Below are 26,179 nucleotides of genomic sequence, written 5' to 3' on the forward strand. Positions count from 1 at the left end.
CCTTACTTGGTTGCATAAATCATAGGTGGGGGTACTGGAGCAGGACAATTTGCGCATCTTTTAGTTCCTAAACTACTGAACCATTGAATTTCAATGCGTCTATTAAATGCACTACCATGAATCAGTTTGTTATCACCTACATCGTTTTTATCAGCATAACCTTCTGCTTTCAGAAGTTGTGCGGGGATATTATTTGCCCATAAAAAGGTAAGCATTGTTTCTGCTTGTGCTTGCGATAATGACCTTTTATGGTATCGAGTACCTACATTGTCTGTAAATCCTGCTACATAGACAGGACTTAGTGGATAAAATTTCAATAGTCTTATGATGTTAATCAAACCCGGATAACAAATTTCATTAAGGCGTGGACTTTCAAACATAAAATATTTATCAACGGGTACAATAAGGGTCATAGTATCGCCGTATTGCACGAACTCAATATTTTCATTATTTAATTCTTTAATGATACTGCGGCTACTGGTTTTGTTAAAGCCTACAATGGCTCCAGCAACCCCTCCGGCTGCAGTACCTACAAGTGCTCCGGCTACGGTACCTGTAGTGGCAGCCCCCACTGCAGTGCCAACAACTGCCCCGGTGACCACTCTTTTAGGCATAGGATGTACCGGTTTAAAATTGTTATAGGGTGGATGAACACAACTACTGAGTAAACATGTAATAAAACCACAATATAAAATTTTTCTTTTAGTTAATTTGAGTGACATCTTCACTCCCTTGTTCTGTGATTTAATCATTATTAAACATCTGATTAAATTTCGCAATTGTAACTTCTTAATCTATAAAGTATATAAATGAGCATAGGTAGAGAGTTAGGGTATATCTATAATGTTCTGGATTAAGAAAGTTTATATTTTGACCCAAATGAAAAATAACTGTCCCTATAGTGAATGGTTACTCGTAACGCATGTCCCTAACGAAAACAAAGATGCGTAGCTCATACGGCAGTCAGTTTTGCGCGATATAAAAAATCACTTTATTTATATCGCGCTCACGTCAATTTAAATAAAACATAAGTTCTCTGGTTCGTTTATTTCTTCATTAATCGGGCTTATTACTTCTCGCTCTAGGGGGGCTGGTTTGAAAAATGAAACCAGGCTTGCTTCGTTAGTATGTTCTGTGTCGTGCCGACTCAACGATTTAAATTCGGTAAAACATGAAAGCGCTTTATATGCAGCCGCAAGCATTGCGCCAACAATGGTTATTGACACTGCAACACCTAGAACAGGTTGGATAACAAGCACCGGTAAAGCAATTCCAAAAATACCCATATACAAAGAAAAAGCAGTGGCGGACCAAAATAATAGTTCACATGCTTTAGTAAGGTTGTTAAATAAGATATTAACTTTTCTGGATTGGCTTGTGTTTATCAATGCATCTATTGCTTCTTTGGGAGGCATTTCCTTATTTTTTACTTTAGTAAGTAAGGCAACAAAAGATTCATAACTCTTCGCAATTGCTTCAACAGTTTTTGCTGAAGTTGCTTTAGTGTAAGAGAGATTATAATAATCTTGGACTGCTTTTATTTGTTGCTTTATTTTGTCGTCTAATTCTTTTTCAGTAGCGAAGAGTGCGGATAATTGGTCGTCACAAGTGATTAAACGTTGTTCTAATATTCTATGATTATAAGGCATGATTCATCTCTTAATTATAATTATTTAGGAAAACATGTAATTAAAACCATCTCAATTGTTTAATAAATTAACGTGAATTTCGTATAAGCGAATGTGGATTTACTTCGAACCGTTCGGGCTGAGGAAGCGCATAGCGCTGTCTCGAAGACTTAGCACAGAACTTGAAAATTTGTGCTAAGACTTCGAGCCGGCCTAAATGCCTCCTCAACCCGAACGGTTCGAGATGGATACTGGAGCTAAATAGATTCTTTATCCGAAACCCGCGTTAGATTAACGTCTTATAACATAATTAACATAGAAAAATCATGATATTTTTATTTATTTAATCATGGAGCTGTTTATAAAAGAAAAGAATTTATTCATTATCTTGAACGCGACATAAATTTTGAAAGTCGCATTGCTGACAAATACTTAAATGAGCTGGTTGTGGCGGACAATGTCCCTGTTGAAATTCCATTGCTAAATGAGTTAATTGTTTTTGCCACGTTTTTCTGCATTCAGACCAAGTTTCGTCTTTTTTTAATGAAGTAATTCCATTAATAGTCTGTTTTTCTTCACTAAGTCCCACACAACATATTTTTCCCGATTTTAATTGCATCAGTAAAAAGGTATTAATTTGATCATCGAGTAGTGCGTAAAGAAGTAACTGGGGTTCTTTCGGTCGTTCTTCATGCCAAGGTTTATTCGCAGGAAGAGTGCTTTTGTAATCAATAACCCATTTTTTATCTGCTACTTGATCCAAACGATCGATGCGCACTTGAATATCAAGCCCAGCCAAATTAATGGAGTATGAGTGTTCTAATGCTGCGATTGTAAATGGAGATCGTTGCCTCTCCCATTCGATATAGGTGTGCAGGAGACGCTTCAGCCGAGTATGTTCAACTTCTTGAAGTGCAGCAAGGAGTAAATCAGAGTCTTGTTGTTTTAGGCGGTTTAAAGCTGTATGAATTGCCTCATCGATGTACTCATCTAAAATATGGGGGGCTAAAAGAAGGAGTTTTTCTTGGCTCTCTAATGCTTGCCATAATAACTCCATCACTTTGTGAATCATCTGTCCTCTTTCTTTATGATTCAAACCATCAGTTGTTTGCAAAGGTGCTTTTGCACGAAGTCGATGTTCAGCAAACGCTTTAAAAGGGCATTTTGCTTGATTCGCCAAAATTGCTGTACCTCCAGTAATATGTTCTTCCGGAAATACCGGGAGAGAAAAATGGTCTTCTACAGTCACGCATTGAGGTTGAGGTATTAAAGAGTGAGGTACAGGTAATAAGGCAAAATGAGGAAATGATGTTATTAATGAGCACGGTAAATTAGGATTATCACCTTGTAACTGGGCAAAACTAAATACTATAGAATCAGTACTTCTTTGTAGTCTTTGGAGGATTTGGCGTGCAAATTGCAGCTCACGTTCGGGCAGACTATGTGGCATACGCAGTTCGCGCTGCAAGTATGAAGGAACAAACGCAGATAAGTGAACTTTTTGTGGCAAACATTGATCGGTTAAACCCATAACCCATAGGCTATCAAATTCACATCCAGATGCTTCCAAAAGACCAGAAATTTGAATTGGCGCGTTGTTTTTTTGGGCCTGAAAAATGGTGTGGTGAGTTAAATCGTGTAATGCTTCAAGTGCTTCAGCCTTAGTGAAACAAGTATTGAGCACAGTCAGTTGTCTCAACTCATCAAAAAGAGTGATGAAACGATTGAGACATTGATAATTTTCTGAGGTAAGCCCATAGTCACCTGGGAATCCTAATGCTTTTAAGCGATCTTGAAACAGACATGCCCATTCTTGGGGGGTAGCCGTTGATGGATAGGGGGTTAGAAGACTTAATAATTTGGAAAGTTGCGGGGTATAAAAATGGAGATCCTCTATAAAATTCTTTAATAGAATCAAATGTTTTTCAAGTAACGTACTCTTTTGCAGATATTCAGCTCGCTCAATGAACTCTTCTTTAGAATGGCCAAGATAAGGAGATTGGAGAAGCAGGCTTGCTTGATGTTGGGTTAAAGTAAAATCATCTAAATTGAGCCAACATAAGGCATGAGCAACTAAGGGAAAATCACTTATAGGTTGGCCTAAGGAAATATTAAAGAGTGTTGGCTCAAAATGATGCGCTAATATTCTCTGTAATAAGTTTGATTCTTGTTCTAAATTAGGTACTACTACTCCTATACGATGATGACCTTCTTGTATTTTTAAATGTAACCACAACATTAATTGCTGATATTCTTCTTTATCGTCTTGGGCTGCCAGCGTTTCAGTCTTAGATAATTTTTCTTTTAAATCATATTGGTATTGGGTAATTCCTTGATTGATTAGTTGTTCTTGTAAGTACAATTGTTGGGGAGTAAAGTCATCAAAACATACCCAAACAACCGAATCAGAAAACAAAGAGCATTGGGCATTGAGTAGGTGAGGGATTAATTGATATTCAGTAATCAAATGTTGTTGCTCTAATTGTTTCTCAAAAATAAGCCACCACTGCTGAAATTGGCGTGTTTGAGCAGTATAGATAAATTTTGGATTTTCGGGGTTAATTTGCCATTGTTGACAATACTCCCAAGCAGTGATTACCGATTTAAGTAAGCCTTCGCTATAGGTGATAGATGGTTCTGATTTAATGATCTTACGCCATAAATATTGGCACTGGGCCTCATTTAATAATAGAGGATAGGAGCCATTGGGATGAATAAAATTAAGTTGCTCGTAGGCTTTGATGAGTGCAGTTCGATAAGGCATGCATTTAGGTTTATCTACAGTTTGACGATTACAATGAGTAAAATATTGTTGGATTATGGATTCATTCAGTCGGTTATTAGGGGTGAGGACAATTGCTCCGTGAGCTAAAAGAAAAAAAAGTTGCTCTTTATTGCTGAAAGTATGAAGGAGCATAAATATCCAAAAATAAGGTAAGAACTCAACCCCATTCGGGAAACGGCCATATTTGGCTCATCTTGCGAGAAAATTTTGTTAACCAATGCTCACATACTGATGTATGCTGCGCTTGTTTATCAAAATTTTCTCGCAACCTGAGCTCAAATATAACCGGTTGTGCCAAATTTAATATAGGTACCTGAGCTATTACAAAATAAGATTATCTAAAAATACATTGGCTGATAATCGATGCAAAATGTTCTTATGAGATCTGAAAATATGAATTTTATATTAGTTGGGTACTCACTTCCTTAACATGATGATAGTTGTCAGGTGTTGGAGTACCCTTTCAAAGATGCCTCATTCTTAGGTTATTTTACTGAAGTTTTTTTCCGTTGCATAGTACGCTTTTTGGGTGCGGATTTTGCTTTGGCTTTATCTAATTTTCCTATATATCGAGGTAAGCGATGACTTCGTCGTTTATCTGTATGCAAGATTTGATAGACAAATAGGCCCCGTAAATACATAGAAGCAAGGCCTGCCGCAATAGCAAGTAAAAATCCGAACAGAATATAGCTGTAGCCTAATACCGTCAAATAAGAAAGAAAAAGATCCTGGAAATTGGTGATTTTTAGGATGGGTTTTTCTGATTCTTCGATAAAGTACATCAAGCCCAGATCAAAAAAAGGCAAGGAAATAAGAACCATGACAAAACCCAACATAAAGGTTTTAAGTTTATAAGGCTTGGGGCAATGGACGATAAGTTCACCAAATATTGCTCCAGTGATTGAAGCAACAATGACTCCTAGGACTATTGATTGGAACAGAGGTACAATCTCCATGATATTCATTGAGGTAAGCAATACGTCTATCAGTATGGTCCCAACAACAGAGAGTAATCCATAGTAAACAGCGGCGAGTAAACGCGGATTCGAAATAGTAAGTGCGGGATCTTCGTTTTTCATTTGAGCACTCCATAGCTACGCTTATATATGTATCATTTTAGTATAATTTTAAACTCTAGAATGCTTTTTTTATTGTTTATCACCTTTTATTTTGAATAACTTAGGTAAATTGTGTTTATGCAAAGTATTTAAGGTGTATCGACATAATAATTTGTATATACTAAGCCGTGTTGACAATTTATTTAAGTGACCTACTGTGTCTCGCTGTTTATGTGCGGGATGAAGATATTTGCATAATAAACATCATTATTATTTTAAATGGTCGAAGCTGGATATAATGCATAAAGGTGAATAAACGACGTAAATGTCAACGATACCTAACGAAAATAATTATAGATTGTGAATATGCAAAGACTTGGTCGTTTTATTTTAAAACTATTTGGTTGGAAAATTGTAGGTGAATTACCTAAGGATCAAAAATATCTGGTTGTTGTTGCTCCCCATACCAGTAATTGGGACTTCGCCGTTGGTTTATTTACACGCTTTGCAATCGGAGTTAAGATTAATTTTTTAGCTAAAGATCAGCTTTTCTTTTTTCCTTTAGGTCTTCTATTGAGGGTACTGGGAGGGGCGCCTGTTGATCGTTCCAAAAAAAATAAGACGGTTGATCAAGTAGTTGAAATATTTCGTTCTCGTGATGCGTTTAAGTTAGCGATTACTCCAGAGGGAACTCGTGGCCCAGTGACTCGTTGGAAAGAGGGGTTTTATCATATTGCGTGTCAAGCACAGTTACCTATAGTTATGGTAGGTCCTGATTATGCAACTAAAGAAGTTCGAATTCATGAAGCATTTCTTCCTTCAGGAGATATTAATAAAGATTTTCCAATGATTCTTGATTTTTTTAGAACGATAAAAGGGCGCTATTCCAAGGAAATCCCTGAGTATCATCCTAAAAAATAAGCAGAAACTATCTGCTTGATGGATTTATTTAACACCTTAACCTAGTATTTTTGAGAGGAGTATCCTCTATATTTGTGTCCATGGTACTTTTAAATTTACTGTCAAATGTCTTCCCAGCTTTTTCTTCAGCTTCCATTCGCACAGCATCAATAAATGGTTCTGAGTTTAATTGACGACAGTGATCTTTAATTTCAGATATTGAATCCAATCTGAATGCATTGCTCATCGCTAATCCTTGCCCAAAATAGGCATTGTGAATTTCTCGTTCAGATGTTGATTCTAACAATTGCGCTAAATGAAGTTGCTCCCAACATAATTTATAACATTCAGTGCGTTCCCTCTTAAAATTTAAGTGCTGATAAAATCCAGCAAGATAAAAATAGCCATTAGCGAGTAACAAACAGCCTGGTGTTTTGTGTTTTTGTATTTGAGAATTGATACGAGTCATAAACTCGTATAAAGTATTTACGTTTTCGATTTTGGGATTATTATTACAATTAATAATGAGAGAAGTCAAAATTTCCTGAGCAGCATAAAAGCAGTTAAATAGTGACAGAGAAAGAATAAGATAATTATTATAATTATTCTTGTCTGGGTTTTTGTTTTCTTGTAAAGATGCTAGATACAATACATACCCACAATAGAAATCAGCTTTTGATTGTGGCTCTGGGTTTCTGAATTGAAAAGCAAAATCTTTTTCTAAGCGCAGTTTATTAAATTTGTTGACCCAGAATGGTTGTAACTCAGGGCTATCAAGTTGCTTTTTGAGTTTGTCGCTACCAGTAGCTTTGAGTATTGCCAGATCAATTGCTTTTAACTTATAAAGTAACAGAGTCGCTTCATCAGTAATACCTTCTTCACGTATTAAATCTTCAATATCTTCAATATCTTTCGCAGAACCAGCCATAAACCTTCCTTTTACCGTATTAAAATACCATGATTGATTTTTTAAGTTTATTATTTTCTTGCCCAATTTCCACTTTATTGTGACGAGAGCCAAAAAAACCAAGCTCAGGACAAGACTTTGATAAAAAGCGCGGTGGCTGAATCTCGGCAAGCTCTCCTAAATTATTTGTTTGTGCTGTGGACAGCTCCTCTATCTCAAATAATTCATCGACTTCCTCTTTAGTTATTAAATCTTGGAGTCCTACATTTTCTAATAAATGATCTACTGCATTTTTGAGTGTAAATCGTTCTGTTAATAACTTTTGTGCTTCGACTACTGTTTTATAGTTATCGGAATTTTTGATATCTTCGCTGCATGCTAACTGATTTTCTTCTCGTGTAATGATTGAGTCTAAAATGTTTTGGGGATCTCTTGATTCTGGTTGCCGTTTATAGGCAGAATCTGGATTTTTGATAAGCCACTTAGGGAGCGGTTCTTTAGCATGTTCCTTGATGAAGTTTTTTTCCTTTTTTAATAAACTGTATTTCCCATAACGATACTTCCCAATATCAACCGCATTTCCATATTTACCCCCTTTAAGAAATATGTCATCAGTAACAGAACCAAATTTGGTATAAACGATGCCAACATCGAGTACACTGATAATAGCGGAGCCATTATTTCTCATACCCATATCATCCATTCGGCACACATATTTACAGTTTTGCTTTAAAGCCAGTAATTCATGCGCCTCACACCAAGGATATATTTCTATATATGGATTATTAAGAATAGCTCCTTCTTTAACTTGTTGATTTAATTCCTTAACCAAATTTTTCCAATAATCCCGGCGTTGATTGTTAGTAAATTTACTGTCATAGGCATATCCTACTTGATAATTTTCAACAGCAATGCTTCCAAAACGTTCAACCACTATTTGTTGCATTAATTCTTTATCTTGTGGATCGCCTGCTAATTTTACAATAGGTATTTGCGGTATCTTTTTTCCAATACTTGATAAGTTTCGTTTTATGAGCTGGGCTAATTTTAGGGCCTCTTCAAATCCTTTGCCAGGACGAATGGTACCAAAAGATAAGATATTAGGTTTTTTAGCCACTACATCTAAAGGATGGTCTGGGGCTGTGCTTAATTTTTGTGATGCAACAGTTAATCCAGATTTTCTTTTTAAATCATATTTTTTAACCGGATATTTATTTAAAATATAATCTTCCCCAACCTCTCTTATTTTTTTTGCAATACCAGTAGATTCGGTTGTGTTTCTCTTATCACAATCACCATACGTAGCAGCAATAATGGCATTATCTCTATCTGTTTCGTTAAAGAATTGCACGCTGTTTGCTTGGCGCATTAAGTCGTGGGTATATTGTTGTAAATAACGTCGCGTGTAATTTTGTTTATACTCATGAATCGTAATATTGACTTTGATCTTTGCTTCTTGAAATCTCTTGATATCTTCTGGAGTAATAAATACACCACAATCGGGTGGGCGTATATGAATATCAAGGTGAGTATTCTCCCCAATTGGCTGCATGCTGGCAATCATATTTTTAATTACTTTAGGTTTAAGCGGATCACGTCGGTTTGCCTGATAAGCTAAATGAAATCCTTCACTTGCGGAAAGGGTTCTTTTGCCATAAAAACCACTCAATTTTTTATTCGCAGAAAGATAAGGTTCTTGTTGATTTAACATTAAGATTTGTAGTTCTGAAATTAACTTATCTCTATAGCTGTCTTTATTTGCAAAAATATCCTCGGTGTTTTCTAGTTTGTTTTTAACGCTTTTATAAGAACGAATCGCTTCGTCAACTGGATTTAATAAGGCCTTAATGAATTTTTGTTGATCATAAACTCCTTTAAACCCATCATTGAAAATCAGATTGATAAAGGCAGATTTATTTTGTAAGTCTTCTTCCTCGTTGATCGCTTTAAAGCTATTGGCATATCGTTCTGATACAGCAAGACGAATGCGATTAAGTTCTTCTAACTCAGAGATGATCTCTTCAAAAGATCCTTTCAATTCATTAAAAGCATAAAAGTTTCTAAATTTTTTATCACGCTCTAAATCATAGGGCAGAGTAGTACTATGGAAGTCATAGTTGTACTCTTTGATTCCAGTAAGTTTATCTGCTAATTTTTCCAACTCTTTTAAATTGACAGGGCCTGTAAAATGTTTTTTAAGTGCTAAAAAATTATCGAGGGCTTTTTTATGGCGAGCTAAAAAGTCTTTTTTGGTTAAATGAGATTCAATATATTCATTTAAGGAGCAATATTCTTTAATATTCTCTTTGTTTTCATTGTATAATTTAATTAACCGCGCTAACTTACTTCTTATTTTTTTAATTTTACTTAACTCATCGCTATTATCTTCTATGGCCTGTTCTAACTTGCTTTTTTTTGTTTTTAAGGAGTTAATTAGTGTATCGACGTTTGCTTCATCAAGTTGAATCGGTTTTTGAGAGTAAATATCCATTATAGTAAGTGACTGTAAGCTGTTATCATGCTTGACAAGAACTTTTGGAGTTCTGGGACTCACGGTTTTACTATTTACTTCTTGTGCTTCTTCCATTAATGAAAGAGCTTCTTTTAGCTTATAACCGCTTATTATTGTATTTTCATTGGCAACTGGCTGTAATACGGTCGCGCTTGGGATGCTTTCTTCTGGAATAGAAGTAGTTCCGGTCGGAAATGGAATGCGGTAATGGCCTTTATCTTTTTTTAACCAGGTGCAGGAGATGTCATCGTAATTTTCTGCGAAACCTGCTTCTAAAGAAGCCGCGTATTGTCCATCACCTGTTTTTGCGTCCTCGTCAAATGGGGCTGTTAGTAAGTATATCTTAGTCATAATTATTATAATACATTGTTACTATGGCAAATATAGTACGCTATTAACCTTAAATGGATATTAAAAGACATGGCTTTAGTCAATAAAAAAGCTCCATGTCTTTATAAAAACTTAGATTATATGTTTTGTCATTTTTAGCATTTTGAATGATTGGTCATTTGGAAGAACGAAATATTTTGGTTCTATCATTTGGTAACCACAAGCCTGGTAGAGTTTTGCGCCTGGTAAGGTAGCCATCATTTCAAATTTGGTAAACCCATGAGCCAAAGCTTGTTGTTCGCAATATTCTAAGAGCTTTCTTCCTAGTCCTTGGCGCGCATAATTAGGATGAACAAAAAATGCTCTAATTTTGGCATAGTCTTTCTGGGGATCTAAAAAACCTTCTTCACGAACTTTGCATTGATCACCGCCAAATAAAGTTTTTCGTTTACTCCATCCTCCGCATGCAATAAGCATCTCGTTTTTTTCGATAACATAATAAGTTTGATCGTTAATCAATTCCTTATCGACACCAAAAATGGCATGAATTGCGCCTTCGATTTCCGAGTTTGTATAGTCGCTATCGCTTAAAATTCTGGCTGAATGTTCAATAAGTTTATTTAATTGCATTATATCATCACTATGTGCTGGTCTTATCATGATTGTTCTCATTTTAATCCAATTGATCGGATGATTAATTTATCATGAAATAAAAATAAATAAATTTCTAATTTATTGTGTTTTTATTTCATTTTATAATTAAATTTTTATTTTTTAGGTAATATATGAAAAAGAACAAAGAGAATGAGTTGTCTGTAAATAAACATGAACCTACTCAAGCGGTATTTTTGGATAAAATAGATCGAAAAATTTTAAATCTTTTACAAAAAGACAATCAGATTACGAATCTTGCTTTAGCCGAAAAAATAGGCATTTCAGCACCTCCTTGTTTTAGGCGCGTAAAGCGATTACGGGATGAAGGCATTATTGTAAAAGATGTTTCTTTAGTGGATCCTTTTAAAGCAGGCCGAGGTCTCATTGTTTTTGCAAATATTACCTTGGAAAAACAAAGAGAGGATTTATTGGCTCATTTTGAGCGTAAAATGGCAGAGCAAGAAGAAGTAAAGCAATGCTACTTTGTTTCTGGGGAGACCGATTATTTATTAATCATTCATGTGGCAGATATGAATCATTATAATGAATTTGCACGTAAGGTATTTGCAAATGAAGCAAATATTAAAATGTTTCGTAGTAGTTTTTGTCTTAATCGCACGAAATACAATACCAATATTCAGTTTCCTGAGGATTAAACAAGAACTTAATCCCCCACTATTCATCTCCATAATTAACGTGAGTTCGCCATAAAAAATAAATTTATTTTTTATGGCGAACTCACGTTAATTAAAGACTTTATTTGGCACCTATTGCGCGAACGCTTACATTAGCTCACAAATGAAATTAAAATTCTATCATAATGATAAAATATTGATCAATTAGTGTATAATATATATATATCATGTGGTAAGAGTTGTAAAATGAAAGAAAAGAAACCTTCTGAAACCCTCAATAATATTTCTACTCCTTCTCATAATTTTCTAAAAAGGTTTCAATCACCGGAAACTACGGCAAAAGAGTTCCTATACATCATAGAACAATGTGAGATTTATAAGAATGACTTGGAAACATTAACAGATCAAAAAAAATTTTTTGTTAATAGTCCAAGCGTTATTCGCAAAAGGGAGTTAATGTCTCAAACAGTAGTTGATAATCTTTTACCAGATACAATGTCGGTTAGTGAATTAAAAAATATCATTCCTACCGTATTAGAAGAGATACAAATTGAAAGAGAAAAATTCAATAAGTTGATAGAAAGGGACAAGGAACTGGCCGACTGTGCGAAGAGAATCAAAATTCTTGAAGAAAAATATGAGCCTAAAGTCATTGAATTAAAGGATGTGGACAAAAAAGTAATAGAAACAGAAGGTACGAATGAGATATTAGAAGAGCTCCAAAAGGAAAAACAAAGATATGTTGAACTGAAAAAACAATATGATAATGATGAGATAGAAAAAAAATTATCTGAAGTTAATCGAAAAATCATTAACATAGAATTCAAATTAAATAGCATAAATCATTGTATTTCAGAAATTTACACCTATTTAATTGTCAATAAAAGAGATAAGTTTTTTGATATGTTAACAACGTATTACAACAGCATGGAGGGAAAAAAAGAGCCTCATAAAAAATTGATTTACACCATGTTGTATACACTACAAGTAGCTGAAAAGCTCGGTGAAAAATTTGGTTTTAACTATCAAGGACCAGCACATTTTAATAAATTATATTATGACTATAACCAAGCTAGAGAAGAATATGAAAATAAAATCGGTACTCCTAAAAAAGAATCTACGGAAAAATTAGTACGCATTCTCGAGTCTTTTATGGATAATTATATAAAAGCAGGTGGTACAATTTCTGAATTAATAGAAAAGCTAAAACCGGTAGAACAATATTATGATATTCAAATAAATAGTAAAGGGGTATTAATAAAGTTAAAAGAAGACAATGCTCTCCTTACAACAAATCCAGTCGAAGTTTTAAACGCCTTATTTAAAAAATTTTACGAAGAAACAAAAATACAGTCTCGTTCAATGAAAGCATTAAAAAATGCCCTTGATGAACATGGGGTCACCTATGAAGTGCCAAATGATTGGTACAATTATATGGGCTGGAGTATTCCTCTTATTACGGATAAAAACTCCGTTATTATTAATTATGATGATAAAGCGTATGTAGAGTATCAAAAACAACAAGGAGAGCGAGAACATGCATTTTTTGATAAGGTGAAGCAGGAGTTAGAAAGTGCTCAAAATATTATTAAAATCTGTACAAATGAAAAAGAAATATTGAGACAGAAAAATATGGCAGATATTGTAACCAAATTATCAACTAATTTGGATGAAATTTGCCATGGAACGAAAAAACTTTTCACAAAAAAAATTAAAAATGATTTGGTTAGAAATGTATTAGACGTATCAATTGAATCCCTGAAAGATTTGAGCAGTAGATTTCCCCAAATAGAGGAACAAGAAATATTAGATGTCATTGCAAATATGAAAATGGGTTTAAAACTTGCAGAACAGAAATTAGCCCCAATAAAGATCAACGATGACAAAAAAATCGTTGAAAAAATCATTCATGAAACTTTAGATAATTTAAAAAAACAAATGGATGTTAACGTAGTAGGTGTCACCACTTACAAAGTTAATCCTAAAATTAAAGAGGCAATTGAATCCTATGGAATATCTACAAATTTAACAGAGAGTTCTAGTGAACGTGTGATAAGGCCAGAAGAACCTAAAATAAATAACGTAGAAGAGCGCTGGAATAATTGTAAAGGAAAGATGAATGTAAACTTAATAAGTCAGATAATGAATAATTTTGTAGAAGAATACTGTAAATATAAAGGATGGGTTAAAGGAGGAGCCAGCGTTGAGGAGCTTCAAAAAAAATTAGGACATTTAGATCAATATTTTGAAATAAAAGCAGTAGAAGGCAAAATACCCGAAATTGTATGTAAGCCACAGCTCAATACGGTTGATCCCAAAATACTCTTTAATGATATGTTTAAAAAGTTTTATAACGAAAGTGGCTATATGGGGTCACGCTCTACCGAATCGTTAAAAAAAGCTTTATCAAATAAAGAAATCACTTTTGTTGAATCTTCTAATTGGCCTTACAGAGCGATACCTGAGGTTACTGATGATAATAAGCGATTCAAATCAGTCGAGCCATATCAAGTTGTTAACGAAAGCCAGCCGTCTATAACGCCTAATTTTGGCAGTCCTAAAAATTAAAAATATAAGGATAATAGTAAGTAAGCGTTCAAGGGAATGTTTATTTCGTCTTTGGAGCAGTAAAATACTTTACTTGGAAAAATAAATATTCTTTTCGTTATTGTTTTGTGAGATAGCTCCGTGATTGTTCAGAAGTTCAGATATTTTTTTCTCACTAAATATCTAACGGAGTACATAGATCATCAATCTCTTTGATCTTGATATCTTGGTTTAAAAGCCATGCTACAAGATTTAGGTTTCCAGATTTAACAGCGTAGTGAAGTACGGTGCATTTTTTATTATCTTTTACAGTAATGTCAGCACCGAACAAATAGTCCTTGTGTTTTGTACTTTATCGCTATCACATATGTGATAGCGATTATTCTTTAGGCAAATTTAATTCGTGAAGTTTGCACTATTAAGCGAACGATTTCTATTTTTTCAATATGGCTTTTCCGGCATAGGGTAATGCCGCAACCTCATTAATACGTAGGAGTTGATTGTATTTGGCAATACGGTCAGTACGACAAAGTGATCCTGTTTTTATTTGACCACAACCCGTGGCTACTGCCAAATCGGCAATAAAGGTGTCTTCTGTTTCTCCTGAACGATGTGACATAACACAACGATATCCATTTTGGTGGGCTAATTGGATCGTTTGTCGCGTTTCGCTTAGGGTCCCTATCTGATTGACTTTAATGAGAATCGCATTGGCTACTTTTTGGGTGATGCCTTCTTGCAGAATTTTAGGGTTAGTTACAAATATATCATCACCGACTAATTGAATTTTATCGCCTAATTGCTCGGTTAAATGCTTCCATCCGGCCCAATCTTTTTCATCCAAACCATCCTCAATACTCACTATAGGGTAATTAGCAACCAGATTTGCATAGTAATCAATAAGTTGTATTGAAGTGAATTTTTGATCTTCTGAAACCATATGATACATTCCTTGTTCATAGAGTTCTGAAGCGGCGACATCTAGAGCAAGTACTATCTCATCTCTTAATTTAAAGCCAGCTTTATCAATTGCTTCACAAAGCAGATCGAGTGCTTGACGATTGGAGCGAATATTAGGGGCAAAACCACCTTCATCGCCTACAGCAGTATTTAAACCTTGTTTTTTTAAAACGGCTTTTAAGCCATGAAAAATTTCCGCCCCCATTTGTAATGCGGTAGGGAAGTCAGGAGCTCCTACAGGCATGATCATAAATTCCTGAATATCCACATTGTTATCGGCATGTGCTCCTCCATTTAAAATATTCATCATAGGGACTGGCATGCACATTTTTTCACCTTGATTTAGGGCTGCATACAAGGGCAAGTTATGTACATTTGCTCGCGCTCTTGCCGCAGCAAGTGAGACCGCAAGAATGGCATTGGCACCTATATGGGATTTATTTTCTGTGCCATCTAATCGACATAATTGATTATCTAAAGCCTCTTGATCTTCAATAGAACAAAGATGTAAAGCTTGATTGATTTCATGATTTACATGCGCTACGGCCTGCTGTACTCCTTTACCATTATAACGTTTCGCGTCCTGATCTCGAAGTTCACAAGCTTCGCGACTTCCGGTTGAAGCACCAGAGGGAACGCTCGCTCTTCCTTGGGTACCATTTTTTAAAATAACATCTGCCTCAACAGTAGGATTCCCACGAGAATCTAAAATTTCGCGTGCTTGAATTTTGGTTATTTGCATGTTGTATCCCATTTGTGATTAAAGTTTTTTAGTATTGTTTTAGGTAAAACGTACTGCCCCAAGCTGTATTAACATTTGGACAAGAGGGCGTAAAGGCAATCCTAAAATGGTATCCTCACTCCCTTGAACCTCTTTAAATAACCATTTACCTTGAGTTTCATAGTGATAAGCACCACAACTATGATAAGGTTTTTCACTTTGCAGATAAGCTTCAATGGTTTGTTTGCTTAAATGGTGCATGGTTAAATAGGCTATTTCATGATGTTGCCAAAGTATTCTATTATTTTTGGCAATGCAAAGACACGCGATTTGTTGATGCGTTTTGCCGCTTAATAAACGTAAATGTTCGGTGGCTGTTTGGTGGTTTAGAGGTTTATTGAGAATTAATTTTCCAAATACGCACAGTTGATCTGCGGCAATAATAAAATCTTTTGGATGATATTGACTCACCTCTAAAGCTTTGTTTGCTGCCAAAGTGTAACCCAAATTAAGATTATTTTCCGAATCAAAGGTTGCTTTAATCGCTTCTTCATCACAATGGGCGGGGATTACCGAGAGTTCAATGCCAAGAGATTGCAGTAATTTTAGACGAATTTCTGAGGCTGATGCGAGAACAATCGATTCTTGTTGTAACAACTTAGACATAAATAGCCACCAACGCCATCAGTGAAAAGCCTATAATTACAAAACTAAAATCTTTAAGATTGCAGCAACGCTCTACTAGCACACATCGCTCCAAACCATGCAGTGTCCCTAAGTAAAGAAATGTCCCTGCAGAGGCAGCAATTAAAATCGGATCAAATAAGGAGTTGGTTTCTACCCCTTGACCAAAATACCAACCTAAATAAATGCCTAGAGGCGTCATAAAGCTGAATAAAAGAAAAAAGAGGAGGCTTGTATTCATGTTCATTGAGCTTTTATTTAATTGTACTGCGATTGCAAAACTTTCTGCCCACTTATGAGTAATTATGGCGAGAAAAATCATAATGATCATCGAATTATGGTGCGCTATCCCTAGTGCAGCTCCAAGCATAATTGAGTGCACGGAGAGCATTCCCCATGCTAAAATCGCGAATGCCGGATGTGTTGCACTATTATGATGATAAAGTTCTTTACCCAGATGTTCAAACCATAGAAAAATGAGAAATACAGTACCGGTGATAATAAAAGCAAAAGGATAGTCATAACCCATTTTAATGAATAAAGCATTTGCGTCAGGAAGCATATGTAATAATCCAGCGCCTAAGAATACTCCTGTAGCTAATGTTTCTCCAATAGGAAAATCAATATGCTTATCATCTTTAATTCGTTTTCTAAAGGGATACCAGCCTGCCATTAAAATAACTATAAAAATGGAAAAGGCAAAAAATATTTTTAAACTGGTAGCTGATACCATTACTTATCCTATTGCTCTATCTAAGAAAAGAAATACAACCTGAACACAAAGTAAAAGCAGTGTCCACTAATCTTCACAGCATTTCAGGCTACATCAAGCCAAACACAATAGTTTAGTTGTGATGCATGATCTCATGCAAGCTAAATAAACGAACTTCTACAATATCCGTTTGTAATTTCAATGCTAATAGGGCTCGTGCATGTAATTCTTGCCATTGAGTAAAGTGTTTCTCACAAATCATATCTATCTCGAGCTTCCCATCGAGGTAGTGCAAATTCCAAAATAATATTTGGGGAAAATCAAGGCGAATTTCATGGAGTAACTGCTCGTATAATACTTTTCTGCTAGGCAGATGCAACGAAGGACAAAAGCGTTCATCGTCTTCTGGATCAACATGCACTATGACATCTTTAACACTTTCAATTTGCTCCATTAATGCATGATGTACATGCTGGGCAATATAATGTCCTTCAGAGACTGATATTTTAGGCGATACTAAAATGTGTACATCAATTAATACATTTTCACCCATAGAGCGGCTGCGTAATTGATGTATCTTTTCAACTCCATCCACATTTTGGATTACTTGCTCAATTTGTGCCAGTAACTCTGCGCTGACGGCTGTATCCACTAATTCTTTAACGCTATTCCAAGCGTAGTCACAACCCATTTTAATAATCATAAGACCAACAATTATGGCAGCTATGGCATCTAGGGAACTAAACCCCCATATACTGCCAATTAATCCTATCAAAACAACAAGAGAAGATGCAGCATCGGAACGATGATGCCAGGCATTGGCAGTAATTAATTTGGAGTTGATACGTTTTCCAATGTATAAAGTGTAATGAAATAAAAGTTCATTACTCATAATCGAAATGCAAATCACTGGAAGTGATAACCAATTAGGTTTGATATAATCCGATTTGAGCAGGTCATATAATGAATCCCAGGCGATTCCAACACCTGCCAAAATAAGCAAAAGAGCCAATAATAAAGTTGCCGCTGTTTCGATACGCTGATGTCCATAAGGATGGCTGGCATCTGCATCAAGACTCCCATATTTAGAGGCAAATAAAACCATTGCATCGGTTATGAGATCAGAAAAGGAATGAACTCCATCAGCTACTAATGCATGGGAGTGGAAGAAATATCCACCAATAAGTTTAACCATGCCAAGAAGGGCATTTGCAATAGCACCTAAAAGGGTTACTTTTTTTGCTTGCTGGTATCTGTCATGTTGAATCATTTTAAATTTAACTAATCTGAGTTTGATGTAAAAATAAGTTAATTGCTTCTGTCAAACTGTTTTTATTTGGAACTGGACCCCGTGTCAATATAGTTCACTATAACTCAGTGTGATGACAATATAATCATATTGCGTTAATTTTGTTTAAATACAGTCATTTTTATCGATATTTAAACATGGTTAGAAATTTTTTTGTATCTCTTGACTGCAAGTTTCGCAAGAGAGCAATTTTTTAGAAACCCGTTGATAAGTTTTAAAGCAGATACAGAGCAAACAGATTCCACAAGATGTTAAACGTTCTGTGCACAGGATTATCCACAGATTTTGTGGATAAATGATTTTGAAAATAGAAGATAAATGATTTATAACCTTTATAAAATAAGAGTTTTTGAATAAAAGAGCGAGTTAATTTTTGTTCAAGCTGTTTGCTCAAAAAAGTTATCCACAGGAAAGGAGGAAGAATTGAAGAAATACGCCTCGGTATATTAACAAAGAAAAAAATAAAAAACAGTCTTGACTGAGACATATTTAAAAATATTTCATCCTTGCAGAAATTGTTCAAAATTACCTAACCAACGTTGAGTGATGTCACGAGCGATTTCTGGAGTATTGTGTACTAGTTTTTGAGCGAAGGGAGGTAAAAGGGGCAGCAAAGAATGATCCCGTTGGATGTCTGCGATTTTAAATTGACGATAACCCGTTTGTTTTGTTCCTAAAATTTCACCTGCCCCTCTTAATTCCAAATCTTTCTCAGCAATAATAAATCCATCATTAGTTGCCCGCATGATTTTTAAACGTTCAGTACTATGCTGTGATAAAGGAGACTGATAAAGTAAAAGACAATGAGATTGAGTGCTTCCTCTTCCTACACGACCGCGTAATTGATGGAGTTGTGATAAACCCAAACGCTCAGCATTTTCGATGATCATTAAGCTTGCATTGGGGACATCAACTCCAACTTCAATGACAGTGGTGGCTACCAGCAAATTGATTTCACCATTTTTAAATGCAGCCATAGTTGCTTCTTTTTCTAATGGTTTCATACGCCCATGGATCAGACCTATTCGGGCGGTAGGAAGTTGTTCTTGTAATGAGCGAGCTGTTTCTGTAGCAGCCATGCATTGCAATTTTTCGGATTCTTCAATAAGAGTGCATACCCAGTAGATTTGTCGGCCACTAGAAAGTGCAACGAGTAATCGTTCAATAACTGCTTCCCGCTTATTTTGGTTTAATACAGCAGTTGTAATAGGTAGACGTCCAGGAGGTAATTCATCGATAATGGAAATATCCAGATGCGCTAAATAGCTCATGGAAAGTGTTCTTGGAATAGGAGTAGCAGTCATCAGTAGTTGATGGGGAATCAACTGCGCGTGTTGTCCTTTTTGCTGTAAAAGTAATCGTTGTTCCACACCAAATCGATGTTGTTCATCAATAATGACTAAGCCTAGGCAAGAAAAATGGACGGCCTCTTGAAATAATGCATGAGTACCAATAATGAGCTGGCAGCTGTTGTCTGCAAGAGCAGTAAATGCTTGGCCTCTTTCGCTCATTTTCATTTTTCCACTCAATCTTAATAGTTTAATGCCCAAAGGTTCAAGCCAACGAATCAGATTGTTGGCATGTTGTTCGCTTAATAAATCAGTAGGCGCCATAAAAGCAACTTGTTGACCATTGGCGATGGCTTGTAATGCTGCAAGCGCCGCAATAATTGTTTTTCCTGCACCAACATCGCCTTGCACTAAACGTAGCATTGGTTTTGTTTGCATTAAATCCAAACTGATTTCTTCGGCTACTCTTTGTTGTGCTTGAGTCAGAGTAAAAGGAAGAGCACTGAGAAATTTATTGTTTAAGTGATGATCTCTAGGTAATGGAGTCGCATGTAAGGTGCTACGTGATTCTCTGGCAAATTGCATGCTTAATCGTTGTGCTAATAATTCATCAAAAGCTAATCGTTTCAATGCCGGATGCTGCCCGCTCTCAAGAGCTTGTAGTGAGATATCAGGGGGAGGGCTATGCAGTAATTGAATCGCCTCTCCGAAAGGATAAAAATTATTTGCTTTTAATTCTGCTTCACTCATCCATTCTAATTGTTGTAACTCATGTTCACAGCTTTTTAAGGCGATGAGGACTAATTGCCTTAACCGAGTTTGGCTTAAGCCTTGAGTACTTGGATAAATAGGAGTTAATGTTTCATGAACACGGCATTCATTTTTATCTTCTAGTAATTGATATTCAGGATGAGTCATCGTCCACGTATTGTTGAATTCACGCACCTCGCCAAAAGCATGAATCATCACACTGTTATTTAAATTTTTAATTTGATTTTTGTTAAAATGAAAAAACTGGAGCTTTATGACACCTGTTTTGTCTTGAACATAGCAATGTAACATAGCTCGTTTGCCTGGTTTAATTTCAGTTTTGCATACTTCACCAGCAATGACACACCAAGTGTTGGGTTGTAAATCTTGAATGGGAGTAATTCGAGTTCTATCCTGGTAGCGATAAGGCAGGTGAAAAAGCAGATCATGTACGGAATGGATACCGCATTTAGCTAGTTTCTCTGCAAGTGTAGGGCCGATACCCGTTAATGATTCACAAGAATTAGATAACACAGGATTACGAATGTTAAAAGTTATATTTAAGTGTACCGCATAGTTTATGAGCTAACAATTTGAAGTTCTTAAGATTTAACTGGTACCTATATGAAGTATATTAAAACCTTTTCATAGAGTACAAAAAAGCGCATAATAACATCATTTTTTTGATGGAAAATTAGGTACCATGAAACATACGGTAGAGCAGCTTTTAAAACACGCTTTAATTTCATTACAAAAATCGGGAGAAATGCCTGGCAATTTGGATGTTGAAATTAAGGTTGATCGTGCAAAAGACTCAGCTCATGGAGATTATGCGAGTAATCTAGCTTTAATTTTAGCAAAGCCTTGCCGCCAATCTCCACGTAAAATAGCAGAGCTTTTAGTCAAAGCGATTCCTGTTGATCCTGTTGTGGAAAAGGTAGAAATCGCTGGAGCAGGATTTATTAATTTTTTTATACACAGTAATTCTCGTTCACAAATTATCGCTGAAGCATTGGAAAAAGGTAATCGTTTCGGTTGCAGTACTATTGGCAAAAATCAAAAAGTATTGGTTGAATTTGTTTCTGCCAATCCTACAGGACCTTTACATGTAGGGCATGGCAGAGGGGCAGCATTTGGCGCTACATTAGGAAATGTTCTCAAAGCAGCAGGCTATGATGTTACTTTAGAATATTATGTCAATGATGCTGGACGGCAAATGAATATCCTTGCTGCTAGTGTGTGGTTACGTTATCTGGAGCTTTCTGGTGAACCCGTAGTGATTCCAGCTAATGCTTATAAAGGTGATTATGTTTCTGAAATCGCACAAGAGCTATGGCTAAAGCATCATAGAGAATATGTTCATCCTTGGGCTATAGTTATCGAGGGGCTACCGCTTGATGAACCGCATGGTGGTGATAAAGAAATTTATATTGATGCTTTAGTAGAGCGCATGAAAATGCTTTTGACCATGCCTGTTTTTTCCTTATTTCATCAACATGCTCTAAATACGGTTTTAAAGGATATCCAAGACGATCTTGCTGAATTTGGGGTGAACTACGACAGCTGGTTTTCAGAGCAATCATTATTTGAAGATGGATCAATTCAAAAAGGTATTCAAGCACTAAAGAATGGTGGCCATACTTTCGAAAAGGAAGGAGCCCTTTGGTTCAGAGCTACTGATTTTGGTGATGAAAAAGACCGTGTTTTGGTTCGTGCTAATGGTCATACTACTTATTTTGCTTCAGATGTAGCTTATCATTGGAATAAATATGATAGAGGTTATGATCGTATCATTGATATTTTTGGTGCCGATCATCATGGTTATATCACGCGTTTACGTGCTGTTGTTAAAGCTTTAGGACACGATGAGCGGACGCTTGATGTGCTCTTAGTTCAATTTGCTATTTTGTATCGTGGGGTTGAACGAGTACAAATGTCGACCCGAAGTGGATCTTTTGTTACTTTAAGGGAATTACGTCAAGAAGTAGGTAATGATGCAGCTCGTTTTTTTTATGTAGCCCGTAAATCAGAACAACATATGGATTTTGATTTAGATTTAGCTAAATCAGAGTCTAGTGATAATCCGGTTTATTATATTCAATATGCACATGCAAGAATATGCTCTGTATTAAGGCAATTGAAGGAAAGAGGGTTATTTTGGGATAAATCAGTGGGACTTAAGCATCTTGACTTATTAGAGCAAGAGCATGAAACTCATTTGATTTCGTTAATAAGTCGTTATCCTGAAGTTGTGGAATTAGCTGCTATGCATTGCGAACCTCACCAAGTAGCTTACTATTTGCGGGAAGTAGCCAATGGATTGCATAGCTATTATAATGCAGTTCCACTTCTGTGTGAGCAAGAACAATTACGATGTGCTCGTCTTTGTTTGCTCGAAGCAGTGCGTCAGGTAATATACAATGGGTTAGGTTTATTGGGCGTCTCCGCTCCTGAGAGTATGTGATGGCAAGAGAATATAATAATAAACGTTCTTCAAGATCGCGCGGTGGTGCATCGCACCATTTTTTATTGATTACGGTTATTTTTTTATTAGGTTATTTGGCCGCTTCTTTTTTTAATTTGGACACCATAATGCATTGGGTAAATACCCAAGTATTGGCTCATCATGATGCCAAAAAAGAATCAGCTAAACCTGAAACACCACAACAGGCAGTGATTCCTCCTAAACCAAAGTTTGAGTTTTATACATTACTTGCTAATGAAAAAACTTCTGGATCACAACCTAATAAGGCAACAACAGTCGTTCAATCTGCCTCTACCGCAAGTATAAATACGACAACAGCTGCTCAAGCTACTGCCGCTGCAAATGCAAATACTGCAGTTACGGCGGTCGTTGCAGCGTCTACAACTGCTCCTGTTTCAAATGCGGTTACAGCAGCATCTACATCGCCACAAGTAAAGCCGAACTCCTCTCAAGCACAACAACCTGCAGCTCCTGCGAGAGCCATTGCAACTAAAACTACTTCTGTTGCTGGTGGAGGAAACTATTTAGTGCAAGTCGCTTCATTCAAAGCTCGGCAAGATGCAGAGCACATGAAAGGGACATTGATTCTCAAAGGGTTTAGTGTGTATATAATTCCAGTGAGTCATCCTACTAAAGGTAATTGGTTTCGAGTGGTAGTTGGCCCCTATTCTAATCGGGGACTTGCGCAACAGGCACAGATCAATTTAGCGAAAAATGAACGTCTGAATGGGATGATTACTACGGGTGGGTAAAAATAAATCTACCAAAGTAAAAGTTATATTTGCCGTATTTTGAACGAAAATCGCTCCGAAGAATACGTCCAGAGCCACCCGTATATTGTGCCTGGGGCAGCACAGCGAAACCCGGGTTCTGCTCCAGGCTACAAAGCATCCAAACAATGTGAAAGACCCTCTCATGACTTGTTACAGCTTATGGATATGATGGACGAGTCCTTCGGAGCAACCTGTGCTCGAGCTGAAATACTGGTGCAATAACGCAACACATGGTTCTTTTAAGGACTTGTAATCGCAATGAGTTGCAACTGTCCATCCTCAAGATGGACATGCCTTCTTTTTTGTTTACCTACCAAAAAGCTTGATTCCTTCCAGGAGTCCTGGATGGAGCATTTGCTCAAAACCTGGTGCCAACTGTTCCAACTTTTCTTTATTCTTGGCCACAAAAAAGGAAGTGGTATAAAACAAGGAGGGGACAGATATCTTAAATCCAAAACGCGCGTACACATTCGCATCCGCTCTACTTACAGTCGGATTTAATTTTCGATTTTTATCATTAACCAAAATAATTTGTCCAGCACAAGGATAGCGCCTTTGAATGGCTTTAAGTTGTTCGGAACTCATTTGATCTAATTCTTCAACTGATAAAGACACGGTCGCAACATTTTTGGGGATTGCTTTAAAAATAAGCGTTAATTCTTCTGCACTCTTTTTCCAAAATCCATTTCTCTTTAAGTCAAGCGAAGTTACTCCGTGTGGAATAGCAGCAAAGGCTTGAGCCAATTCTGCTCCTGATTTTTTGCACAGGTCATTCCAGCTTAAATCAAGTGTACTAACCCCGTGTGGAATAGCAGCAAAGGCTTGAGCCAATTCTGCTCCTGATTTTTTGCACAGGTCATTCCAGTTTAAAACAAGTGTACTCACTCCTTGTGGAATAGTAGCAAAGGCTTGAGCTAATTGTGTTCCTGATTTTTTATAAAGCTCATTCCCACTTAAATCAAGAGTATTCACCCATTGTGGAATGGCTGCAAAGACTTGAGCTAATTCTGCTCCTGATTTTTGATAAAGATGATTGTCTCTTAAATTAAGTGTGGTCACCCCTGGTGGAATGGCTGCAAAAGCTTGAGCTAATTCTACAACTGATTTTTTGGAAAGGTGATTCGCACGTAAGATAAGTGTGGTTACCCATTGTGGAATAGCGGCAAAGGTTTGCGCTAATTCTCCACCTGATTTTTTGTAAAGGTAATTCAGTCTTAAATCCAGTGTGGTCACCCCTGCTGGAATGGCAGCAAAAGCTTCAGCCAATTCTGCACCTGATTTGTGGTAAAGGGAATTCCGTCTTAAATCAAGGGTGGTTACTCCTTGGGAAATAGAAGCAAAGACTTGAGCTAATTCTGCTCCTGATTTTTGGTCAAGGCCATTCCCGCTTAAATCAAGTGTACTCACCCATTTTGGAATGGCTGCAAAGGCTTGAGCTAATTCTGCTTCTGATTTTTTGTAAAGCTCATTTCCACTTAAATCAAGCCAGGTCACTCCTTGTGGAATAGCAGCAAAGGCTTGAGCCAATTCTACTCCTGATTTTTTGTAAAGGTCATTTCTGCCTAAATTAAGCCGGGTTATCCCTTGTGGAATAGCAGCAAAGGCCTGTGTTATTTCATTCTCAGACATGGATCCAAGGGATCTTATGATGAAAATCATTTCTATTCTCCAGTAGAATTTATTCATTAATGTTTTTAATGCTAAAAATTAAGTAGATCTTTAGCTAATTGAGATAAGACATACTGAAAAAATGAATCAAGAAACGGATAGCATCTTTTCGCTGACATAAAGTACATGAAAGCCTTTTCCTGATTTTAGAATCAGTGAACAAGAACCTTCTGTGTATGCTTTATCTCAGCAACCAACCCGTTTACTCATGAAAACTAGGTAGAGTACCAGTCCTCTTCGCTATCCTTAAGGAGAAGATAAGTTGCTGTGATTTAAAGAGATCTGAGTGATCCACTTAAATCTTAGGAGAGTATTATATCATAAATGCTATTGAATTCATTAATTAATCAATTTGTTTTGTTAATGCGCGATAAATGAGGATAATAGATGTATTCAATTTTGGGTTTGTACAAGAAGAGCGAGCTGAACTTGGCTATCAAGCAAAGTCGCTTTTTATACTTTCGTTAGTTTCATTAACGACGTACAATCACTTGAATATTTGCTGCATTTTTTATCGCATGAGGTTTACTTACGCCTATAGTAAGGTGTGTTATTTTAAATTGTTCTTTAATTAGGTTGGCTACTTCATTGGCAACTGTTTCAATTAATTGAAATGATTTTGATTCTACGTAAAGGGTAACTTGCTCACAAAGGGCTGCATAATCTATGGTCTTGGTTAAATCTTCTCCACAATCACTGAAATCGGTATCAATGCTGATATCAATTAATAAGGATTGATTAATACGTTGTTCCCAGTCATAGACGCCTATTTTTGTACTGACGTTGAGGGCTTTTATGTTTAATGTATCCATTTTTTTGTAAAAGTAATTTTTTTATATTTTATCTAAATTAATAGTTCTCTGTATAGAGTT

General features: G+C 36.2%; 20 protein-coding genes. 5 read left to right on the forward strand and 15 right to left on the reverse strand.

Features of this window, described 5'->3' with window-relative positions; translation table 11 throughout:
• Positions 1-2: 2 nt before the first annotated feature.
• The 4 genes from cmpA to DYH34_RS05045 all read right to left on the reverse strand — a co-directional run bounded on the left by cmpA (position 3) and on the right by DYH34_RS05045 (position 5,492).
• A complete protein-coding gene (gene cmpA / locus DYH34_RS05030; protein ID WP_058465464.1) occupies positions 3-722 on the reverse strand; it encodes a C-OmpA-like family protein CmpA in 720 nt (239 codons plus the stop codon).
• A gap of 294 nt (positions 723-1,016) precedes the next feature.
• Positions 1,017-1,649 (reverse strand): DUF5638 domain-containing protein, encoded by a 633-nt coding sequence (locus DYH34_RS05035; protein WP_058465463.1) that lies wholly within the window; start codon positions 1,647-1,649, stop codon positions 1,017-1,019.
• A 355-nt stretch (positions 1,650-2,004) separates the two neighbouring features.
• Complete coding sequence (locus tag DYH34_RS05040) at positions 2,005-4,545, reverse strand: PD-(D/E)XK nuclease family protein (protein ID WP_058465462.1); 2,541 nt, start codon at positions 4,543-4,545, stop codon at positions 2,005-2,007.
• A gap of 353 nt (positions 4,546-4,898) precedes the next feature.
• Positions 4,899-5,492 (reverse strand): hypothetical protein, encoded by a 594-nt coding sequence (locus tag DYH34_RS05045; protein ID WP_058465461.1) that lies wholly within the window; start codon positions 5,490-5,492, stop codon positions 4,899-4,901.
• A 345-nt stretch (positions 5,493-5,837) separates the two neighbouring features.
• Between DYH34_RS05045 and DYH34_RS05050 the strand changes: the two genes are divergently transcribed.
• Positions 5,838-6,392, forward strand: coding sequence for a 1-acyl-sn-glycerol-3-phosphate acyltransferase (locus tag DYH34_RS05050; RefSeq protein ID WP_058465460.1), 555 nt, complete (start codon positions 5,838-5,840; stop codon positions 6,390-6,392).
• 28 nt (positions 6,393-6,420) lie between these two features.
• Here DYH34_RS05050 and mesI read toward each other — a convergent pair whose 3' ends face one another.
• From mesI to DYH34_RS05065, 3 genes are all read right to left on the reverse strand, one after another.
• Positions 6,421-7,299 carry a Dot/Icm T4SS effector metaeffector MesI gene (gene mesI, locus DYH34_RS05055; RefSeq protein WP_058465459.1) on the reverse strand — a complete coding sequence of 293 codons (879 nt, stop codon included), beginning with the start codon at positions 7,297-7,299 and terminating at the stop codon, positions 6,421-6,423.
• A gap of 19 nt (positions 7,300-7,318) precedes the next feature.
• Entirely contained in the window at positions 7,319-10,141 is a 2,823-nt protein-coding gene (gene sidI / locus DYH34_RS05060; RefSeq protein ID WP_058465458.1) for a Dot/Icm T4SS effector Ceg32/SidI, read from the reverse strand.
• Positions 10,142-10,252: 111 nt separating this feature from the next.
• The gene (locus DYH34_RS05065) at positions 10,253-10,780 is read right to left on the reverse strand and encodes a GNAT family N-acetyltransferase (RefSeq protein WP_058465457.1); all 528 of its coding nucleotides are present in this window, start codon (positions 10,778-10,780) and stop codon (positions 10,253-10,255) included.
• Positions 10,781-10,905: 125 nt separating this feature from the next.
• Here DYH34_RS05065 and DYH34_RS05070 point away from each other — a divergent pair, with 125 nt between their 5' ends.
• Together DYH34_RS05070 and DYH34_RS05075 are read left to right on the forward strand one after the other, a co-directional pair.
• Positions 10,906-11,430 carry an Lrp/AsnC family transcriptional regulator gene (locus DYH34_RS05070; RefSeq protein WP_058465456.1) on the forward strand — a complete coding sequence of 175 codons (525 nt, stop codon included), beginning with the start codon at positions 10,906-10,908 and terminating at the stop codon, positions 11,428-11,430.
• Between the two features lie 225 nt (positions 11,431-11,655).
• A complete protein-coding gene (locus DYH34_RS05075) occupies positions 11,656-13,977 on the forward strand; it encodes a hypothetical protein (RefSeq protein ID WP_058465455.1) in 2,322 nt (773 codons plus the stop codon).
• A 154-nt stretch (positions 13,978-14,131) separates the two neighbouring features.
• Here DYH34_RS05075 and DYH34_RS18680 read toward each other — a convergent pair whose 3' ends face one another.
• From DYH34_RS18680 to recG, 6 genes are all read right to left on the reverse strand, one after another.
• A complete protein-coding gene (locus DYH34_RS18680) occupies positions 14,132-14,287 on the reverse strand; it encodes an ankyrin repeat domain-containing protein (RefSeq protein ID WP_083502777.1) in 156 nt (51 codons plus the stop codon).
• Positions 14,288-14,389: 102 nt separating this feature from the next.
• The gene (gene eno / locus DYH34_RS05085; protein ID WP_058465454.1) at positions 14,390-15,658 is read right to left on the reverse strand and encodes a phosphopyruvate hydratase; all 1,269 of its coding nucleotides are present in this window, start codon (positions 15,656-15,658) and stop codon (positions 14,390-14,392) included.
• 39 nt (positions 15,659-15,697) lie between these two features.
• On the reverse strand, positions 15,698-16,303 hold the full coding sequence (locus DYH34_RS05090; protein WP_058465453.1) for a Maf family protein: 606 nt from the start codon (positions 16,301-16,303) through the stop codon (positions 15,698-15,700).
• Positions 16,296-17,054 carry a ZIP family metal transporter gene (locus DYH34_RS05095; RefSeq protein WP_058465452.1) on the reverse strand — a complete coding sequence of 253 codons (759 nt, stop codon included), beginning with the start codon at positions 17,052-17,054 and terminating at the stop codon, positions 16,296-16,298. The genes DYH34_RS05090 and DYH34_RS05095 overlap by 8 nt, the downstream gene beginning before the upstream one ends.
• Before the next feature lie 112 nt (positions 17,055-17,166).
• Entirely contained in the window at positions 17,167-18,303 is a 1,137-nt protein-coding gene (locus tag DYH34_RS05100) for a cation diffusion facilitator family transporter (protein WP_058465451.1), read from the reverse strand.
• Between the two features lie 539 nt (positions 18,304-18,842).
• Positions 18,843-20,915: an ATP-dependent DNA helicase RecG gene (recG, locus tag DYH34_RS05105; protein WP_058465450.1), complete on the reverse strand. Its 2,073-nt coding sequence runs from the start codon at positions 20,913-20,915 to the stop codon at positions 18,843-18,845.
• 169 nt (positions 20,916-21,084) lie between these two features.
• Here recG and argS point away from each other — a divergent pair, with 169 nt between their 5' ends.
• Together argS and DYH34_RS05115 are read left to right on the forward strand one after the other, a co-directional pair.
• Positions 21,085-22,845 (forward strand): arginine--tRNA ligase, encoded by a 1,761-nt coding sequence (argS, locus tag DYH34_RS05110; RefSeq protein ID WP_058465449.1) that lies wholly within the window; start codon positions 21,085-21,087, stop codon positions 22,843-22,845.
• On the forward strand, positions 22,845-23,618 hold the full coding sequence (locus tag DYH34_RS05115) for an SPOR domain-containing protein (protein WP_058465448.1): 774 nt from the start codon (positions 22,845-22,847) through the stop codon (positions 23,616-23,618). The genes argS and DYH34_RS05115 overlap by 1 nt, the downstream gene beginning before the upstream one ends.
• A gap of 327 nt (positions 23,619-23,945) precedes the next feature.
• Here the strand turns inward: DYH34_RS05115 and DYH34_RS18170 are convergent, their stop codons facing one another.
• Positions 23,946-25,268, reverse strand: coding sequence for a leucine-rich repeat domain-containing protein (locus tag DYH34_RS18170; protein ID WP_174905302.1), 1,323 nt, complete (start codon positions 25,266-25,268; stop codon positions 23,946-23,948).
• A 512-nt stretch (positions 25,269-25,780) separates the two neighbouring features.
• On the reverse strand, positions 25,781-26,119 hold the full coding sequence (gene folB, locus DYH34_RS05125; protein WP_058465446.1) for a dihydroneopterin aldolase: 339 nt from the start codon (positions 26,117-26,119) through the stop codon (positions 25,781-25,783).
• Positions 26,120-26,179 lie beyond the last annotated feature (60 nt).

It is taken from the genome of Legionella cincinnatiensis, assembly GCF_900452415.1.
Lineage (GTDB): Bacteria > Pseudomonadota > Gammaproteobacteria > Legionellales > Legionellaceae > Legionella > Legionella cincinnatiensis.

Excerpts from the sequence above, each read along its gene's own strand:
- sidI (WP_058465458.1), bottom strand. The coding sequence starts at position 10,141 with ATGACTAAGATATACTTACTAACAGCCCCATTTGACGAGGACGCAAAA.
- mesI (WP_058465459.1), bottom strand. The coding sequence starts at position 7,299 with ATGGCTGGTTCTGCGAAAGATATTGAAGATATTGAAGATTTAATACGT.
- DYH34_RS05100 (WP_058465451.1), bottom strand. The coding sequence starts at position 18,303 with ATGATTCAACATGACAGATACCAGCAAGCAAAAAAAGTAACCCTTTTA.
- DYH34_RS05065 (WP_058465457.1), bottom strand. The coding sequence starts at position 10,780 with ATGATAAGACCAGCACATAGTGATGATATAATGCAATTAAATAAACTT.
- cmpA (WP_058465464.1), bottom strand. The coding sequence starts at position 722 with ATGTCACTCAAATTAACTAAAAGAAAAATTTTATATTGTGGTTTTATT.
- eno (WP_058465454.1), bottom strand. The coding sequence starts at position 15,658 with ATGCAAATAACCAAAATTCAAGCACGCGAAATTTTAGATTCTCGTGGG.
- argS (WP_058465449.1), top strand. The coding sequence starts at position 21,085 with ATGAAACATACGGTAGAGCAGCTTTTAAAACACGCTTTAATTTCATTA.
- DYH34_RS18170 (WP_174905302.1), bottom strand. The coding sequence starts at position 25,268 with ATGTCTGAGAATGAAATAACACAGGCCTTTGCTGCTATTCCACAAGGG.
- DYH34_RS05090 (WP_058465453.1), bottom strand. The coding sequence starts at position 16,303 with ATGTCTAAGTTGTTACAACAAGAATCGATTGTTCTCGCATCAGCCTCA.
- DYH34_RS05050 (WP_058465460.1), top strand. The coding sequence starts at position 5,838 with ATGCAAAGACTTGGTCGTTTTATTTTAAAACTATTTGGTTGGAAAATT.
- DYH34_RS05040 (WP_058465462.1), bottom strand. The coding sequence starts at position 4,545 with ATGCTCCTTCATACTTTCAGCAATAAAGAGCAACTTTTTTTTCTTTTA.
- DYH34_RS05075 (WP_058465455.1), top strand. The coding sequence starts at position 11,656 with ATGAAAGAAAAGAAACCTTCTGAAACCCTCAATAATATTTCTACTCCT.
- DYH34_RS05045 (WP_058465461.1), bottom strand. The coding sequence starts at position 5,492 with ATGAAAAACGAAGATCCCGCACTTACTATTTCGAATCCGCGTTTACTC.
- DYH34_RS05095 (WP_058465452.1), bottom strand. The coding sequence starts at position 17,054 with ATGGTATCAGCTACCAGTTTAAAAATATTTTTTGCCTTTTCCATTTTT.
- DYH34_RS05070 (WP_058465456.1), top strand. The coding sequence starts at position 10,906 with ATGAAAAAGAACAAAGAGAATGAGTTGTCTGTAAATAAACATGAACCT.
- DYH34_RS05035 (WP_058465463.1), bottom strand. The coding sequence starts at position 1,649 with ATGCCTTATAATCATAGAATATTAGAACAACGTTTAATCACTTGTGAC.
- DYH34_RS05115 (WP_058465448.1), top strand. The coding sequence starts at position 22,845 with ATGGCAAGAGAATATAATAATAAACGTTCTTCAAGATCGCGCGGTGGT.
- folB (WP_058465446.1), bottom strand. The coding sequence starts at position 26,119 with ATGGATACATTAAACATAAAAGCCCTCAACGTCAGTACAAAAATAGGC.